At 61.9% G+C, this 16,738-nt stretch carries 14 protein-coding genes and 1 pseudogene; 9 read left to right on the top strand and 6 right to left on the bottom strand.

What is annotated here, in order from left to right; genetic code table 11:
* Positions 1 to 53 precede the first annotated feature (53 nt).
* Entirely contained in the window at positions 54 to 986 is a 933-nt protein-coding gene (locus tag SJY08_RS10630; protein ID WP_377275530.1) for a calcium/sodium antiporter, read from the bottom strand.
* Positions 987 to 1,120: 134 nt separating this feature from the next.
* The gene (locus tag SJY08_RS10625; protein WP_054150505.1) at positions 1,121 to 2,164 is read right to left on the bottom strand and encodes an aldo/keto reductase; all 1,044 of its coding nucleotides are present in this window, start codon (positions 2,162 to 2,164) and stop codon (positions 1,121 to 1,123) included.
* A 208-nt stretch (positions 2,165 to 2,372) separates the two neighbouring features.
* Between SJY08_RS10625 and fabD the strand changes: the two genes are divergently transcribed.
* From fabD to gmk, 7 genes and pseudogenes are all read left to right on the top strand, one after another.
* Entirely contained in the window at positions 2,373 to 3,317 is a 945-nt protein-coding gene (fabD, locus tag SJY08_RS10620; protein WP_069041722.1) for an ACP S-malonyltransferase, read from the top strand.
* A gap of 30 nt (positions 3,318 to 3,347) precedes the next feature.
* On the top strand, positions 3,348 to 4,085 hold the full coding sequence (gene fabG, locus SJY08_RS10615) for a 3-oxoacyl-[acyl-carrier-protein] reductase (RefSeq protein WP_054150507.1): 738 nt from the start codon (positions 3,348 to 3,350) through the stop codon (positions 4,083 to 4,085).
* A gap of 275 nt (positions 4,086 to 4,360) precedes the next feature.
* A pseudogene (locus SJY08_RS10610) lies at positions 4,361 to 4,598 on the top strand (acyl carrier protein).
* A 132-nt stretch (positions 4,599 to 4,730) separates the two neighbouring features.
* Entirely contained in the window at positions 4,731 to 5,987 is a 1,257-nt protein-coding gene (gene fabF, locus SJY08_RS10605) for a beta-ketoacyl-ACP synthase II (protein WP_054150508.1), read from the top strand.
* Positions 5,988 to 6,176: 189 nt separating this feature from the next.
* Complete coding sequence (gene mltG / locus SJY08_RS10600; protein WP_371418473.1) at positions 6,177 to 7,400, top strand: endolytic transglycosylase MltG; 1,224 nt, start codon at positions 6,177 to 6,179, stop codon at positions 7,398 to 7,400.
* A 23-nt stretch (positions 7,401 to 7,423) separates the two neighbouring features.
* Positions 7,424 to 8,314 carry a YicC/YloC family endoribonuclease gene (locus tag SJY08_RS10595; protein WP_300890000.1) on the top strand — a complete coding sequence of 297 codons (891 nt, stop codon included), beginning with the start codon at positions 7,424 to 7,426 and terminating at the stop codon, positions 8,312 to 8,314.
* A gap of 3 nt (positions 8,315 to 8,317) precedes the next feature.
* Positions 8,318 to 8,965, top strand: a complete 648-nt coding sequence (gmk, locus tag SJY08_RS10590; protein WP_054150510.1) for a guanylate kinase — start codon at positions 8,318 to 8,320, stop codon at positions 8,963 to 8,965.
* Positions 8,966 to 9,026: 61 nt separating this feature from the next.
* Here gmk and betC read toward each other — a convergent pair whose 3' ends face one another.
* Both betC and SJY08_RS10580 read right to left on the bottom strand, forming a co-directional pair.
* Positions 9,027 to 10,544, bottom strand: coding sequence for a choline-sulfatase (betC, locus tag SJY08_RS10585; protein WP_377275529.1), 1,518 nt, complete (start codon positions 10,542 to 10,544; stop codon positions 9,027 to 9,029).
* Positions 10,545 to 10,555: 11 nt separating this feature from the next.
* Positions 10,556 to 11,458, bottom strand: a complete 903-nt coding sequence (locus tag SJY08_RS10580) for a choline ABC transporter substrate-binding protein (protein ID WP_377278547.1) — start codon at positions 11,456 to 11,458, stop codon at positions 10,556 to 10,558.
* 154 nt (positions 11,459 to 11,612) lie between these two features.
* On the opposite strand from SJY08_RS10580, the gene SJY08_RS10575 reads away from it, so the two are divergent.
* A complete protein-coding gene (locus tag SJY08_RS10575; RefSeq protein ID WP_377275528.1) occupies positions 11,613 to 12,530 on the top strand; it encodes a LysR family transcriptional regulator in 918 nt (305 codons plus the stop codon).
* Positions 12,531 to 12,665: 135 nt separating this feature from the next.
* Positions 12,666 to 14,855: a methyl-accepting chemotaxis protein gene (locus SJY08_RS10570; protein WP_377275527.1), complete on the top strand. Its 2,190-nt coding sequence runs from the start codon at positions 12,666 to 12,668 to the stop codon at positions 14,853 to 14,855.
* A 15-nt stretch (positions 14,856 to 14,870) separates the two neighbouring features.
* On the opposite strand, the gene rsmA is transcribed toward SJY08_RS10570, so the two are convergent.
* Both rsmA and pdxA read right to left on the bottom strand, forming a co-directional pair.
* A complete protein-coding gene (gene rsmA, locus SJY08_RS10565) occupies positions 14,871 to 15,698 on the bottom strand; it encodes a 16S rRNA (adenine(1518)-N(6)/adenine(1519)-N(6))-dimethyltransferase RsmA (protein WP_377275526.1) in 828 nt (275 codons plus the stop codon).
* Positions 15,698 to 16,720, bottom strand: coding sequence for a 4-hydroxythreonine-4-phosphate dehydrogenase PdxA (gene pdxA, locus SJY08_RS10560; RefSeq protein ID WP_377275525.1), 1,023 nt, complete (start codon positions 16,718 to 16,720; stop codon positions 15,698 to 15,700). Before pdxA ends, rsmA begins: the two co-directional genes overlap by 1 nt.
* Positions 16,721 to 16,738 lie beyond the last annotated feature (18 nt).

Raw genomic sequence — 16,738 nt, 5'->3', positions numbered from 1 at the left:
CACGGCATTTTATGCCGGCGGCCCGTGTCAAGGTTTGCAATGGCGCTGGTACGTCAGACCTGAACCAGTGCGAGCGTGTATCCGACATAGGCCACGAGCATCGCGCCGGCCGTCAATCTGCGCACGCCCAGATGCGCAAGAAGCAGGAAGGCGAAGCCGATGGTGACGCCCAGCATGACTGGGACGTCGAAACTGCCGAATCGCGGATCGACCGAGATCGGCTGAATGACGGAGGTCACACCCAGAATGAACAGGATGTTGAAGATGTTCGATCCGACGATGTTGCCGATCATGATATCGGAATGCTTGCGCAGCGCCGACATGATGCCGGTGGCAAGCTCCGGCAGCGAGGTGCCGACGGCAACGACGGTGAGGCCGATGACGGCTTCGGAGACGCCGAAGTCGCGGGCGAGATTGGTCGCACCGCGGACCAGCAGTTCGGCGCCGATAAACAGCGTGGCCAGGCCGCCGACAATCAGAAGGGTCATGAAGCCCGTGCCGAGTGTCTCGTGCTTCACGTCTTCATCCGCCAGTTCTTCGACCGCGTCCTTACCCTGAACATAGGCGTATAGGATGTAGGCGATCAGACCTGCGACCATAAGGAGGCCTGCGATTCGCCCGATGGCCTCGAACTGGACGAGACCCAGCAGCAGAACGGCAGCGCCGATCATCACATAGGTGTCGCGTTTCACGCCCTTGTCCCAATGCGTGATCGGAAAAATCATCGCACAGGCTCCGACGATCAGGAGAATGTTGGCCGTATTGGAGCCGACCACGTTGCCGATGGCGATGTCGGATGAACCGGTGAGTGCGGCGCGGACGGAGACCAGCAGCTCCGGCATCGATGTGCCGAAGCCAACGATCACGAGCGAAACGATCAGCGTCGGTATGGCGAGCTTCTGCGCCACGCCGATTGCACCGCGCAAGAGCCATTCGGCCCCGAAATAAAGGCCGACCAGGCCCCCGGCCACGAACAGGTAATCCAAGACAAACCCCCATAAAACAAGGCCCAAACGGCCGATATGTGATCGTCGCCGCAGGTGGTGATGCACTGCGGCGATGTTTAGGTCACGTCCGTTCACGTTTTTGTTTGTCGGACGGCTTCCCGGTATTCGTGTCGTCAGATCGGCATCGGATAGAGACGATGGATCTTGGCGATCTCCTGCATCACTTCGTCTGAGAGTGTCAGCTCCGCAGCGTCGATATTGGTCTTCAACTGCTCCATCGTCGTGGCGCCGATGATCACGGAGGCCATGAACGGGCGCGTCAGGCAGAAGGCGAGCGCCATGGCGGAGGGATCAATTTCATGCTTGGCCGCAAGCTCGACATAGGCTCGCGTTGCCGCTTCCTGATGCGGCACGAGGCGGCCGCCAATATCGCCGTTGATCGAGCCACGCGAGCCCGCCGGCTTCTTTCCGTCGAGATATTTGCCCGAGAGAATACCACCCGCGAGCGGTGAATAGGCGAGCAAGCCAACGTCTTCGTGATGAGAAAGTTCAGCCAGATCGAGATCGTAGTGGCGATAGAGCAGATTATACTCGTTCTGGATCGTGGCGACACGCGGAAGCCCCTTGGCTTCGGCAAGCGTCAGATATTTCTGTGTGCCCCAGGTGGTCTCGTTGGACAGTCCGACGGCCCTAAGCTTGCCGGCCTTCACACAGTCGCCCAAGGCATCCAGGATTTCCGCGATGTCGGCAGAGGCCCTTGTCTTATCCTGTTTGTAAGGATTGTAGTTCCAGGCGCCGCGGAAGTGGAAATGCCCGCGGTTCGGCCAGTGGATCTGGTAGAGATCGACATAGTCGGTCTTCAGCCGTGTCAGGCTGGCGTCGAGCGCTTCCTTGACCACGGCGCCGGTGATCGGCTTGCCCTCGCGGATGTAGGGGCGGCCGGGGCCGGCGACCTTGGTTGCCAGAACCACCTTGTCGCGATTGCCGGTCTTTTCAAACCAGTCGCCCATCAGGCGTTCCGTGTCGGCATAGGTCTCAGCCGAAAGTGGCGTCGTCGGATAAAGCTCGGCCGTGTCGAAGAAATTGACGCCGTGGTCGAGCGCGTAATCCATCTGCTGGTAGGCTTCTTCGCGCGTGTTCTGCGAACCCCAGGTCATGGTGCCCAGGCAGATCTCGGAAACAAGGATATCGGTTCGGCCGAGCCGGTTCATCTTCATGGGGGAAGCCTCTGATGCGGAGGGATTGCCTTGGGAGGCGGGATGAGTTCCGGAGCAATCTAGTCAGAAATTGATGCGTCGCAAGATGTCGATAGCTGTGGAACAGCCCTCTATTTCCGGTGTTTCGGGCGGTCGAGGAATGGTGCCAAGGCTTGACTCGCAAGGGCCAACTGTGAATTGACAGGGAAAAACCAAGGGAGAAACGCCCATGTCAGTCGCATTCACCTTTCCGGGTCAGGGCAGTCAGGCTGTCGGAATGGGCAAGGACCTTGCCGACAGTTTTGCCGAGGCCCGCGCCGTTTTCGAAGAAGTCGATGAAGCGCTCGGCCAGAAACTCTCCGATATCATGTGGAATGGTCCGGAAGAGACGCTGACGCTGACCGCCAATGCCCAGCCGGCGCTGATGGCCGTCTCGATGGCAGTCATCCGCGTGCTGGAGGCCAGGGGCCTGGATCTCAAGTCCAAGGTTGCCTACGTCGCCGGCCATTCGCTCGGCGAGTATTCCGCGCTCTGCGCTGCCGGCACCTTCTCGATCGGCGACACCGCGCGTCTCCTGCGCATTCGTGGCAATGCCATGCAGGCCGCCGTCCCTGTGGGTGAAGGCGCGATGGCCGCGATCATCGGTTTGGAGCACGGCGATGTGCAGGCGATCTGCGCTGAAGCCTCCGCAATCGGTCCCTGCCAGATCGCCAATGACAATGGCGGCGGACAGCTTGTCATCTCCGGCGGTAAGGCCGCCGTCGAGAAGGCCGCAGCACTCGCCACCGAAAAGGGCGCCAAGCGCGCCATCATGCTGCCGGTCTCCGCACCCTTCCATTCGGCACTCATGGGCCCGGCAGCCGACGCCATGCGCGAGGCCCTTTCCAAGGTCGAGAAGAAAGACCCCATCGTGCCGCTGATCGCTAATGTGCGTGCAGCCCCCGTCACCTCCGCTGCCGAGATCGCCGATCTGCTCGTCGAGCAGGTCACCGGTCAGGTGCGCTGGCGCGAAACGGTGGAGTGGTTTGGCGCCAATGGCGTCACCACGCTTTATGAAGTGGGTGCCGGCAAGGTCCTGACAGGTCTTGCCCGCCGCATCGACAAGAACATCAGCGGTGTGGCCGTCAACGGCCCGGCCGACATCGACGCAGCGCTCGCCGCCCTCAACGGCTGACCGCCTCAACGAATAACAAGGAACCCGACCATGTTCGATCTGACCGGCCGCAAGGCCCTCGTGACTGGCGCCACCGGCGGCATCGGCGAAGAAATTGCCCGCCAGCTGCATGCCCAGGGCGCAATTGTCGGCCTGCACGGCACGCGCGTCGAAAAGCTGGAAGCACTGGCCGCCGAGCTCGGCGATCGCGTCAAGATCTTCCCGGCCAACCTCTCCGATCGCGACGAAGTCAAGGCGCTCGGCGAAAAGGCCGAAGCTGAACTCGAAGGCGTCGACATCCTCGTGAACAATGCCGGCATCACCAAGGACGGCCTGTTCGTCCGCATGTCGGATGCCGACTGGGATGCGGTGCTCGAAGTCAACCTGACCGCCGTCTTCCGCCTGACGCGCGAGCTGACCCATCCGATGATGCGCCGCCGCTTCGGCCGCATCATCAACATCACCTCGATCGTCGGCGTGACCGGCAATCCGGGCCAGGCCAATTACTGCGCCTCCAAGGCCGGCATGATCGGCTTTTCCAAGTCGCTCGCCCAGGAAATCGCGACCCGCAACGTGACGGTCAACTGCGTGGCGCCGGGCTTCATCGAAAGCGCCATGACCGGCAAGCTGAACGACAAGCAGAAGGATGCGATCATGGGCGCCATCCCGATGAAGCGCATGGGCACGGGCGCAGAAGTCGCGTCCGCCGTCGTTTACCTCGCCTCCAACGAGGCTGCCTACATGACGGGCCAGACGCTGCACGTGAATGGCGGCATGGCGATGATCTGATAACATTGCCGGAAACAGCCCCTGCGCAATAGGATGTTGACCAAGGCGAGGGGGCGAATTTCTGGCTTTGCGGCGCGCTTAAACCGTGTTAAGCGGGCCATGACTGTGAGCAGTTGCTCCGTCTCATGAGCCGAAGTTTATGCTTTTGTTTGCATAAACCGCTCTGGGTCAGGGCCGAACAGGTTTGCTGGTGGGACGAAAGCGTCACTGGCTGAATGCAGGGTAGGGACGCCATTAAGGCTCCCTCTGAATTTTAGAAGGTCGAGGATACCGACATGAGCGATATCGCAGAACGCGTGAAGAAAATTGTAGTTGATCATCTCGGCGTTGACGCTGAAAAGGTCGTCGAAGGCGCGAGCTTCATCGACGATCTGGGCGCTGACTCGCTCGACACCGTCGAACTCGTCATGGCCTTCGAAGAAGAATTCGGCGTCGAGATCCCGGACGATGCAGCTGAACTCGATCCTGACGGTCGGCGACGCTGTCAAGTTCATCGAGAAGGCCCAGGCCTGATCGATCACACTGCTGCGGAAGGCGGGCGCGAGCCCGTCCTATCCGCTTGGGCCCGCGATGAGCGGGCCTTGTTGTATCTGGACCTTTGTTTACAGTGACTTCGGTCAACCAATTTAGGGTGGGCTTCGCACGATGAGACGTGTCGTCATCACCGGTACCGGCATGGTATCGCCTCTGGGATGTGGAACGGAACTGACCTGGCAGCGGCTACTGGCCGGCCAGAGCGGTGCCCGCCTGGTCACGGAATTTGAGGTTGAGGACCTGCCGGCCAAGATCGCCTGCCGCATCCCGACCGAAGGCGAGGGCGCCTGGAACCCCGACGACTGGATGGAGCCCAAGGACCAGCGCAAGGTTGACGCCTTCATCATCTATGCCCTTGCTGCAGCCGATATGGCGTTGAAGGATGCCGGCTGGGAACCAAAGAACTACGAAGAAGAGTGTGCCACGGGCGTCCTGATCGGCTCCGGCATCGGCGGCCTCGAAGGCATTGTCGAAGCCGGCCACATCCTGCGCGACAAGGGGCCGCGTCGCCTCTCGCCCTTCTTCATTCCGGGCCGCCTGATCAACCTCGCCTCCGGCCAGGTTTCGATCCGCCACAAGCTGCGTGGCCCGAACCATTCCGTTGTGACGGCCTGCTCGACCGGCGCCCATGCGATCGGCGATGCTGCCCGTCTGGTCGCGCTCGGCGATGCCGACGTGATGGTCGCCGGCGGTACCGAATCGCCAATCAGCCGCATCTCGCTTGCCGGCTTTGCCGCCTGCAAGGCGCTGTCGACCGCCCGCAACGACAATCCGACCGCCGCCTCGCGTCCCTACGACAAGGACCGTGATGGCTTTGTCATGGGCGAAGGCGCCGGCATCGTCGTTCTGGAAGAACTGGAACACGCCAAGGCCCGTGGCGCCAAGATCTACGCGGAAGTCGTGGGTTACGGCCTCTCGGGCGACGCCTTCCACATCACGGCTCCCTCCGAAGATGGTGACGGTGCGTTCCGCTGCATGACCATGGCGCTGAAGCGTGCCGGTCTGAAGCCGTCCGACATCGACTACATCAACGCCCATGGCACCTCGACCATGGCCGATACGATCGAGCTGGGTGCCGTCGAGCGCCTGCTCGGCGATCATGCCGAAAATGTCTCGATGTCGTCGACCAAGTCGGCCATCGGTCACCTGCTTGGTGCGGCCGGTGCGGTGGAAGCAATCTTCTCGGCGCTGGCGATCCGCGACAACATCGCGCCGCCGACGCTTAACCTCGACACTCCCGATGTCGAGACCAAGATCGACCTCGTGCCGCACAAGGCGAGAAAGCGCGAGATCAATGTTGCCCTGTCGAATTCCTTCGGCTTCGGCGGGACCAATGCCTCGCTCGTGCTGAAGCGCTACGAGGCCTGATCGCACCCGGGCGGCCGGTCGCTGATCTGCCGCCCGCGATTGCACTGGATGAAGGCTGGGCGCTCTTGCCCGCCACCACTTTTAGCGGGTAGAAATCATGCCAACGCCCGGCGCACCTGTGCCGGACGATGACCCGGATTTTTGCCGCATTGCTGGATAAAACAGCCGCGAGTGCGAAACGAAGAAGGATTGCCGGTGACCGACAACAGCCAGAACGGCGGTAGCCAGAACAACGGTGTCTCCTTCGGCCGCGATGCCGAGACCCAGCCGGGCAAGGGACCCTTCATTCCGAAGTCGCCGAACGAGGCCCTGCGCCCCGAGCGCGTGCCGCAGCCGCCGCGCCGGTCGCGCAAGGCGCGCAGCCAGCTGGTGATCTTCCTGAACTTCCTGATGACCATGGTGGTCTTCGTCAGCGTCGTGGCCGTGGCCGGCTTCTTCTACGTCATGGACAGCTACCAGAAGCCCGGTCCGCTCGTCGCCAACACCAATTTCGTCGTGCGCAGCGGTGCTGGCCTCGCCGAGATCGCCAACAACCTGGAACGCAACGGCATCGTCTCTGACGCCCGCATCTATCGCTATGTCACGACGACCTACCTTACGGACGGCCAGACGCTGAAGGCCGGCGAATATGAGATCAAGGCCGGCTCTTCGATGAAGGAGATCACGGCGCTGCTCGAATCCGGCAAGTCCATCCTGTATTCGGTGTCCTTCCCGGAAGGCCTGACCGTCAAACAGATGTTCCTGCGGCTTGCCGCCGATCCGGTGCTTGAAGGCGACCTGCCTGCGGAGCTTCCGCCGGAAGGCAGCCTGCGTCCAGATACCTACAAGTTCACGCGCGGCACGAACCGTGCCGAGATCGTTGCCCAGATGCGGGCCGCCCAGGAGCGGCTGATCGACCAGATTTGGGAGAAGCGCGATCCGGATCTGCCTGTCACGACCAAGGAAGAGTTCGTCACGCTGGCTTCTATCGTCGAAAAGGAAACCGGCAAGGACGACGAACGTGCCCATGTTGCCTCGGTCTTCATCAACCGGTTGAACAAGCGCATGCGGCTCCAGTCGGACCCGACGATCATCTATGGCCTGTTCGGTGGTGACGGCAAACCGGCAGATCGCCCGATCTATCAGTCGGACATCCGCAAGGAAACGCCCTACAACACCTATGTGATCAGGGGGCTGCCGCCAGGCCCGATCGCCAATCCGGGCCGTGCTGCCCTCGAAGCGGTCGCCCATCCGTGGAAGACGGATGATCTCTATTTCGTCGCCGACGGAACCGGTGGTCACGCCTTCGCCAAGACGCTCGATGAGCACAATGCGAATGTCCGTCGCTGGCGCAAGATCGAGGCCGAGCGCGCTCAAACGCCGCCAGCCACACTGGATGTCGATCCGGAAGTCGATCCGTCGGCCAATAACTGACACCGGCGGTAAGGGGCGGGGACATGACACTGCAATCCATGACGGGCTTCGCCCGGGTCGAGGGCTCGTCCGGTCGTTATCGCTGGGCCTGGGAACTGCGCTCGGTGAACGGCAAGGGGCTCGACCTGCGCACGCGCCTGCCGCAGGGGCACGAAGCGCTGGAGACGGATATCCGTCGCCTTGCCAGCGAGCGTCTCACTCGCGGCAATCTGCAGATCGGCCTCAGCGTGACGGTCAGTGAAAACCGCGTCGAAGCGGTGCTCAATCATGATGCACTGGCGGCCGTTCTCGCGTTGCGCAACGAGCTCGGACCCGATGTACTGGACCCGGCTCCGCTCAGGCTGGACACACTCCTGTCGATCCGAGGGCTCGTCGACATGCGCGAAGCGACGGACGATGCCGAAGCGATCGCCGAGCGTGACGCGGACATTCTCGCCGGCCTCGAACGCTCTATCTCCGCACTGGTCGACATGCGCACGACCGAGGGGGCGGCACTGCGCCGGATCCTCGAAGAGCACATCGCCAGGATCGAAGAGCTTGCCCTGCAGATCGAGGCGGATCCGTCGCGTTCGCCCGATGAGATCGCACGCCGGCTTGAAGCCCAGCTCGCCAGTCTGATGGACACGACCAGCGGCCTCGACCGCGACCGCCTGCATCAGGAAATCGCCCTGATCGCCACCAAGGCGGATCTGCGTGAGGAAATCGATCGCCTCAAGGCCCATGTGACGGCCGCCCGCGAACTGTTGTCCGTTGGTGGTCCCGTCGGCCGCAAGCTCGATTTCCTGGCGCAGGAATTTAACCGCGAATCAAATACTATCTGTTCCAAGTCCAATGCCGTCGCAGTCACTGCCGCCGGCATCGAATTGAAGGTCGTCATCGACCAGTTCCGCGAACAGGTTCAGAATCTGGAGTAGTCCATGGCCGCTGCCGCCCCCACCTCCGTCAAGATCGCAAGGCGCGGCCTGATGCTCGTCATCTCCTCGCCCTCGGGCGCCGGAAAGTCGACGATCGCCCGCACCTTGATGGATCGCGACCAGCAGATCAGCCTCTCGGTCAGTGTGACGACCCGGCAGCGCCGCCAGAGCGAGATCGAGGGTGTTCACTACCACTTCGTCTCCCAGCGCGAATTCGAACGGCTCCGCGATAGCGACTCGCTGCTCGAATGGGCGCAGGTGCACGGCAACTACTATGGTACGCCGCGTGAGGCCGTCGAGACGGCCATGGGGGAGGGCCGCGACATGCTCTTCGATATCGATTGGCAGGGCGCCCAGCAGCTGCAGGAAAAGATGTCGGCCGATGTCGTTTCGATCTTCATCCTGCCGCCGACCATGGCCGAACTGCAGTCGCGCCTTCATCGCCGTGCAGAGGATACGGAGGAGGTCATCCAGACACGCCTCAACAATTCCCGCTCAGAGATCAAGCACTGGCGCGAATATGACTATGTGATCGTCAATGACGACCTGAACTCCGCCTTCGATGCCGTCCAGTCCATCGTCAAGGCCGAGCGCCTGCGCCGCGATCGTCGCCATGGCCTCTTCGACTTTGTTGAAGGTCTGATCGCCTGAGATTGTCTCTGATTCATTGAAAAGGGCGGCCCGATTATCTCGGCCGCCCTTCTTGTTTGGATCATTCGCCTCTTGGGAAGCGCTGACTTTCTTCGAGAATGTTGAGGTCCATATGGTTGCGCATATAGCGCTCCGAGGCCTTCTGCAGCGGCTGGTAATCCCAGGGGAAATAGGCGCCGTTGCGCAACGCCGTATAGACGATGTGTCGCCGCGCCTGACTTTCCCGCACAGCGGCATCGAAACGCATCAGATCCCAACGTCGGGCTGCTTCCTCGCGCAATGCCTCGAACACGCTTGCCGCCGCCGGATCGTGAGCGAGGTTGGTCATCTCACAGGGATCAGCTTCTAGATCGGTCAGGATCGGTGGATCCGCCGCACAGAGCGTCAGTTTGTAACGCTCGTTTCGAAGCCCGACCATGGGACTCACCGTGCCCTCCGCCGCATATTCCATCGGAACAATGCTGCGGCCGCCAGTGCCGGTCGCAAGCGGCATCAGGTCCTCGCCGTCGGTCCAGTCCTTGATCGTCGAGATGTCGATGCCCGCTAGACCGGCAAGCGTCGGCGTCACATCGAGCGTCGAGACCGGCGTTGTTACCAGGCGTCCCTCGATCCCGGGCACAGCCATCATCATCGGTACCCGCGCGGAGCCCTCGAAGAAGTTCATCTTGAACCAGAGGCCTCGCTCGCCAAGCATGTCGCCATGGTCGGAGACGAAGAGAATGATTGTATTCTCCGCCATCCGGGTGCGCTCGAGCACGTCGAGGATCTCGCCGATCTTGTCGTCGACATAGGAGATGTTGGCGAAGTAGCCTTGCCGCGCACGGCGTATGTGCTCGTCCGTGATGTCGAAGGCGAGGTGGTCACAGGCATCCATCAGGCGCTGCGAATGCGGATCCTGTTCGTCATAGGGGATCGCAGGCACACTCGGCTGCAGGGCGTCGCAGCCCTCGTAGAGATCCCAATATTTTCGCCGCGCAACATAGGGGTCGTGTGGATGGGTGAAGCTGACCGTCAGGCACCAGGGCCGCTCGTCGTGTCCGCGCGACAGGTCGTAGAGCCGTCGCGTGGCGTTGTAGGCCACCTCGTCGTCATACTCCATCTGGTTGGTGATCTCGGCAACGCCGGCGCCCGTGACGGAACCCAGATTATGATACCACCAGTCGATCCGCTCGCCCGGCTTGCGATAGTCGGGGGTCCAGCCGAAATCGGCGGGATAGATGTCGGTCGTCAACCGCTCCTCGAAACCGTGCAACTGGTCAGGCCCGACGAAATGCATCTTGCCCGACAGGCTGGTTTGATAACCGGCAGCCCTGAGGTGATGCGCATAGGTCGGGATATCGGAGGCGAATTCCGCCGCATTGTCGTAGACGCGGGTCCGGCTCGGCAATTGCCCGGACATGAAGGAGGCACGCGCCGGTGCGCAGAGCGGGCTTGCCGTATAGGTGTTGGCGAAGCGCACGGAGCGCTTCGCCAGGGACTTGAGATGCGGGGCATGCAGGAAGTCGGCGGGACCATCCGGAAAGAAGGTCCCGTTGGCCTGATCCACCATCAGGATCAGAATATTGGGGCGTGATGTCACTGGATACGACCTCAAAGACCGAGAGCGGATTTGACCGCCGCGTCACCCGGCTGACCGTCAAAGGTCGTCACGCCCTTCAGCCAGCCATCCATGACGGCAGGATTGGCCTTCAGCCATTCCGTTGCGGCTTCCTTCGAATCCTTGCCGCCGAGGATCTCGCCCATCAAGACGTTTTCCATCGAGACGTCGAAGGTCATCTGCTTGAAGAGGGTGGCAGCGTTCGGGCAGTTGCCGCTCCAGCCAGTGCGGGCCAGCGTATAGACTTCCGCGCCGCCAAAATTCGCGCCGAAATAGGTGTCTCCGCCCGAAAGATAGGTGAGGTCGAATCGTTCGTTCATCGGATGCGGCGCCCAGGCGAGGAAGACCACGCCCTTGCCTTCCTTCGTGGCGCGCTCGACCTGGGCCAGCATCGCCTGCTCGCCGGACTCGACAAGTTCCCAGCCCTTCAGGCCGAATTCGCCGGCATCGATCATCTTCTGGATGTTCGCATTGGCCGGCGCGCCGGGCTCGATGCCGTAGATCTTGCTTTCGAACTCGTCGGGATTCTTGCCGAGATCGGCGAAATCCTTGATGCCCTTGTCTGCAACCGCGGTCGGGACAGCGAGGGTGAACTTTGCACCTTCCAGGTTCTTCGCCAGCACTTCGATCGCCTGTGCAGCGTTCAGGTCGTCGATGAAGGCCTGCTGAGCGGGCATCCAGTTGCCGAGAAACACGTCGATCTCGCCGTTCTTCATCGACTGATAGCCGATCGGCACGGATAGCGTCTTCACATCGGGCTCATAGCCGAGCGCATCGAGAACGACCGAGGCGACACCATTGGTCGCCGTAATGTCGGTCCAGCCCGGATCGGACAACCGGACGACCTTGCAGCTTTCGGCGTCCGCAGCCGCCGCATTGGTGGTAATCAACAGCATTGCCAGAGCGGCGAGCCCGCCAAGGCGTGTGCCGGACGTAAGTGTCTTGCGCATGATGGTTCCCTCTTGTTGTGATATTGGTTACCCTTATTCAAGAGCCGTACCATTCACCTGTGAAGCGGGAGAATTTTGATGTTTCACATAGAGAAAATTTATGTCTGAAGCGCTGATCGATCTCGCCTGGATGCGACTGCTGGTCGAGATCGACCGGAAAGGCTCCCTGTCGGCCGCAGCCGAAGCGCTCGGCCTGACCCAGCCGGCCGTGAGCTATCAGATCCGCCTTCTGGAGCAGCGATTTGGTCAGCCCTTGCTGCATCGCCTGCACAGGGGCGTCAGATACACCGATGAAGGGCGGCGACTGCTCGCGATTGCGGAACGCACGGTGTCGGAGGTGGATGCCCTGCAGCGCAGCGTGCGTGCTGCGCGCAGAAGACCCACCGTGCGGCTCGCCACGGATTACGCCTTCTCCAGCCTTTGGCTCATTCCTCGCATGCATGTCTTTCGGCAAAGCCATCCGGAAATCGATTTGCAGATCGTCGCAACCCAGCGCCTCGGGCCCCATTGGCGCGAGGATGCGGATCTCGCTGTCGCCTTCGGCTCGGGCAGCGAGTTTGGCGCCGACGCCCGCCTGCTGATGCCCGAACGGGTCGTGCCTGTCTGCACGCCCATCCTGGCGCAAAGCCTCAAGGATGGTCCGGGCCTGCCCATCCGGCAATGTCCCCTGATCCATCTCGAAGCCGAGCACGTCTCGCCTTGGCTCGACTGGCATGCATACTTGTCGCGGTTGCAACGGGGCGAAAGCCTGCAGGACAGTCCGGGCGATCTCCGCTTCAACACCTATGCGCTCGTGGTTCAGGCCGCCATGGCTGGGCAGGGTGTGGCTCTCGGCTGGCTGGGCATCGTGGATCAGCTGCTCGAGGCCAATTTGCTGGTCGTGGCGGGTGAGGTGATGGCGGTCCAAGGGCGTGGATATTGGCTTGTGCCGGGCAGCAGCAGCGAAGCCGTCAATCTGCTGGCCACATGGTTGATCGACGAGGCCGCTGGCTCAGTTGCTGGACGTTTTGCGAACTGAAAGCCAAAGAAACGGCCTCATCTCTCAATTTTCTCAATTTCAGAATGACTAATGTTTAACCATTGCAACGCATGATCAGTTTGACGCTATGGTTGCGTAATTTTAGTAAAATCCGATGCAACGCTGGGGATCGAGATGCGACTGACGGATGTTTCAGTGACTTGGCGCCTCGCGGTGGCGCTTGCCATACCGCTCGTGGCTCTGGCCGGTCTGGCCTATGTCGAAATCAATACGACGTTTACTGCCTATCAGCATGCTCGCCATCTGAACATCGTCAGCGCCGATCTCGGCGTGATCGGTGATTTCGTGCATGCGCTCCAGGCGGAACGCGCCGAAGCGGTGGGCCTGCTCGCCTCCAGGGGGCGGGAGCATGGCGCCGAACTTGAGGCCGCTCGAACCGCCGGTGCGCCCGCCCTCGACAAGATGGACCAGGTTCTCGCCGACATGAAGGCCGAGGGCGATCCGACACTGATGCGCCACGAAGAGGAGCTCACGGCGGTGCTGGCGAAGCTTCCGCAGATCCGGTCCTCGACCGACAATCTGGCCTTGGCGCCCGCAGAAGTCTTCGTCTACTACACCGATCTCGTTCACCGGCTCATGAATGTCTCGCGCGAGTTCTCGCTCGCTGCCGGCGCCAAGGGCGTGGTCGGCAAGATGATGGCCTACAGCCTGCTTATGAACGCCAAGGAAGTGGCAGGCCAGGAGCGTAATCTGGGGCACGCCTTCCTCTCCGAAGGCAAGTTCGACGAGGCGCATTATCTTGATTTCGTCGGTATGTTCGGTTCGCAGAAATCGCTGATCGACCAGTATCTCGAACTGCTGCCGGACGAGGATCGCGAACACTACCGCGAATTGCTGCATACGCCGGATGCGGAGGCCGTCGAGGATATACGCTCGAAGATGATGGTGGGTGGCCTGTCGGCTGACCTCTCGGCGATCGACAGCGGCCAGTGGCTGGAGCGTTCGGCGCGCCGTATCGAGCGTCTGAAGGAACTCGAAAACGAGACGCTGGCGACCATTGTCGTGGATGCGCAGGGGATGGCTGATCAGGAGTACCATCATCTGCTGCGTGTTGCCGGGATCACGAGTACGGTGCTCACCTTTGCCTGCTTCTTTGCCATCTCCCTGTCCTTGACCGTCGTGCGTCCGCTGCGGCGCCTGACACGGACGATGAATGATCTGGCCGCCGGTAATGTCGAAGTCGACCTGATCCGAGCCGAGAGCAAGGACGAGATCGGCCAGATGGGGCGCGCCGTCACCGAATATATCGCGCTTGCCAAGGCCCGCATGGTCAAGGAACGCGAGGAGCAGGAAGCAGCCGAGCGGATCAAGCGTGCGGCCGAACTGGAGGCCGAACGCGAACGGGCAGAACGTGCCGCGGAGATCTCTTATGCGGTTGAACAACTCGCCAGCGGCCTGGATGCGCTGTCAGCGGGGGAAATCGGCTATCGTCTCTCCAAACCCTTTGCGCCCTCTCTCGATCCGCTTCGCATAAGCTTCAACGGCTCGATGGAGCGGCTGTGCGGCGTGATGTCGACCATCCGCGAGAGTACCGGACAGTTGCATGGCGGCTCGCAGGAACTGCAGCTGGCAGCCGACGACCTCGCCCGCCGTACCGAACGCCAGGCTGCCGCCCTGGAAGAGGCTGCCGCTTCGATCACCCAGATCACCGCGACCATGACGAGTTCCACGCAACGTGCGGAAGAGGCAGGCCATCTGGTGCGCGAAGCAAGCGTGACCGCCCAGAAATCCGGTGCCGTCGTGGCGGATACGGTGAAGGCCATGCACCATATCGAACAGTCCTCCGGGCAGATCAGCCAGATCATCTCGGTCATCGATGAAATCGCCTTCCAGACCAATCTTCTCGCCCTGAATGCCGGCGTCGAGGCCGCCCGGGCAGGGGAGGCCGGCAAGGGCTTTGCCGTCGTCGCGCAGGAAGTCCGCGAACTCGCCCAGCGGTCTGCCAACGCCGCCCGCGAGATCAAGGCACTGATCAATCGCTCGGCGCAGGAGGTAGAGGCCGGGGTTCGGCTGGTCAACGAAACCGGCGACACGCTGAAGGGCATCGAAGATCATGTGATGAAGATCAACGAACGCGTCACGGCCATCGTTTCGGCTGCAAAGGAGCAGTCGGCAGCCCTCAACGAGATCAGTCAGGCCGTCAGCCAGATGGACCAGGTGACCCAGCAGAATGCGGCGATGGTTGAGGAAGCGAGTGCAGCAACGTCGAGCGTGGCGACTGAAGCCGACCGGCTCAACGGTCAGATCGCCATGTTCAAATTGCCTGGAAACGAGAATTGTCAGCGCGGCCGCGAGGCCGCCTGACGAAGAGCCGGGTAGTCAGAGCAGATTGGCGATCCGGCAGAATTCCTCGACGCTGAGCGTTTCCGCCCGGCGTTGAGGATCGATCTCGGCGCGGGCGAGCAGTGCTTCCCCGCCGATCGGCTTGAGGCTTTGCCGGAGCATCTTGCGGCGCTGGCCGAAAGCAGCCTGCGTCGCTTTTTCCAGCTTGTCAGGATCACAGGGCAGGGGCTTTTCGATCGGGACCAGATGGACCACGGTCGAGGTCACCTTGGGAGGTGGCGTGAAGGCTTGCGGCGGGATGTCGAAGGCCATGTGCGCCTCCGTCCGCCAGCCGCAGAGCACGCCGAGCCTGCCGTAATGATTGTCGTCCTCGCGCGCCACGATCCGCTGCCCGACTTCCTTCTGGAACATCAGCGTCAGGGACTGCCAGAAGGGCGGCCATTGGTTTGGCAACAGCCAGTTGACCAGCAACTGCGTACCGACATTGTAGGGCAGGTTCGAGATGATCTTCACCGGCTCGCCTGGAGCCAGGCTCGCGAAATCGGTCTTCAGCGCATCACCTTCGATCACCTCGAGGCGACCGGGATAATGGTCGGCAATTTCCTGCAGAGCCGGGAGGCAACGCGGATCACGCTCGATGGCAATGACCTTCTTCGCGCCTAAAGCAAGGATTGCCCGGGTAAGGCCGCCCGGACCCGGCCCGACCTCGATCACCGTCACACCTTCAAGTGACCCGGCATTGCGGGCCACCTTCTGGGTCAGGTTCAGATCGAGCAGGAAGTTCTGTCCGAGCGCCTTCTTGGCATCCAGTCCATGGCGCGCAATCACGTCGCGCAGCGGCGGCAGTCCATCGAGCGCGGCCATCAGCTGGATGCATCCCGCGCATGCGCCATTCGATCAGCCATCCGCAAGGCTGCAACGAGGCTGGTTTCCTTGGCAAAACCGCTGCCCGCGAGACCGAAAGCCGTTCCGTGGTCAGGCGAGGTGCGGATGAAGGGAAGCCCGAGCGTCACGTTGACGCTGTCGTCGAAGCCGAGGGCTTTGGCCGGTATCAGTGCCTGGTCGTGATACATGCAGATCGCCACGTCGTATCGATCACGCGCATCGTCGTGGAACATGGTGTCGGCGGGCAGGGGGCCAAACGCATCGATGCCCTCGTCACGCAGCCTGCCGATCGCCGGGTGGATGATATCATCGTCCTCATGGCCGATCGCGCCATTCTCGCCCGCATGCGGATTAAGGCCGGCGACCGCCAGTCGCGGGGAGGCGATCCCGAACCGATCGGCGAGATCCTGCGCGACGATCCGGCAGGTGGCGACGATCAAGGCTTCGGTCAGGGCGCCGGGAACATCTTTCAGCGGAATGTGTATGGTCACGGGTACGGCCTTCAGCTTCGGCCCCGCGAGCATCATGACCGGCATTACGGAGCCACCCTTTGCACGCGCCGCGAGATCGGCGAGAAACTCGGTATGCCCGGGAAACCCGAAGCCGGCTTCGTACAGCACGGATTTTGCAATCGGATTGGTCACGACCGCGCGCACTGCACCCGAGAGGCACAGGGCGACGGCCGTCTCGATGGCTGTGATCGTGCCGCGGGCATTCGCCACATGCGGCTTTCCGGCCAAGACATCGACGCCCGTCGGAATGGGAAGAACCGGAAGCGCCCGGACGAAGACGTCGCTTGCATGCGCCGCATCCGTCTCCTCGACGGTAACGTCGAGTTCCAACTGGCGGGCGCGAACCTTCAGGACCTCGGGATCGCCGACATAGAGAAACGGCGGAAGCGCCAGCTCATCACGTTTCAGCCAGGCCTGAAGAGCAATATCCGGCCCGATACCGGCCGGATCGCCCTGGCTGAGCGCCAGCGGAAGGACGCCATTGGTCATGGATCGGCCTTTCGCGGC

Source organism: Rhizobium sp. R86522, from assembly GCF_042466255.1.
In the GTDB taxonomy this organism is placed as follows: domain Bacteria; phylum Pseudomonadota; class Alphaproteobacteria; order Rhizobiales; family Rhizobiaceae; genus Allorhizobium.
Note: the sequence above shows the minus strand (reverse complement) of the source record. Positions and strands in the feature narration are given on the sequence as shown.

Bases quoted from the DNA above. Each gene is read 5' to 3' on its own strand.
- pdxA (WP_377275525.1), bottom strand. From the start codon at position 16,720: ATGACCAATGGCGTCCTTCCGCTGGCGCTCAGCCAGGGCGATCCGGCC.
- SJY08_RS10580 (WP_377278547.1), bottom strand. From the start codon at position 11,458: ATGCTGTTGATTACCACCAATGCGGCGGCTGCGGACGCCGAAAGCTGC.
- fabD (WP_069041722.1), top strand. From the start codon at position 2,373: ATGTCAGTCGCATTCACCTTTCCGGGTCAGGGCAGTCAGGCTGTCGGA.
- fabG (WP_054150507.1), top strand. From the start codon at position 3,348: ATGTTCGATCTGACCGGCCGCAAGGCCCTCGTGACTGGCGCCACCGGC.
- SJY08_RS10625 (WP_054150505.1), bottom strand. From the start codon at position 2,164: ATGAAGATGAACCGGCTCGGCCGAACCGATATCCTTGTTTCCGAGATC.
- SJY08_RS10595 (WP_300890000.1), top strand. From the start codon at position 7,424: ATGACACTGCAATCCATGACGGGCTTCGCCCGGGTCGAGGGCTCGTCC.
- SJY08_RS10575 (WP_377275528.1), top strand. From the start codon at position 11,613: ATGTCTGAAGCGCTGATCGATCTCGCCTGGATGCGACTGCTGGTCGAG.
- SJY08_RS10570 (WP_377275527.1), top strand. From the start codon at position 12,666: ATGCGACTGACGGATGTTTCAGTGACTTGGCGCCTCGCGGTGGCGCTT.
- rsmA (WP_377275526.1), bottom strand. From the start codon at position 15,698: ATGGCCGCGCTCGATGGACTGCCGCCGCTGCGCGACGTGATTGCGCGC.
- gmk (WP_054150510.1), top strand. From the start codon at position 8,318: ATGGCCGCTGCCGCCCCCACCTCCGTCAAGATCGCAAGGCGCGGCCTG.
- fabF (WP_054150508.1), top strand. From the start codon at position 4,731: ATGAGACGTGTCGTCATCACCGGTACCGGCATGGTATCGCCTCTGGGA.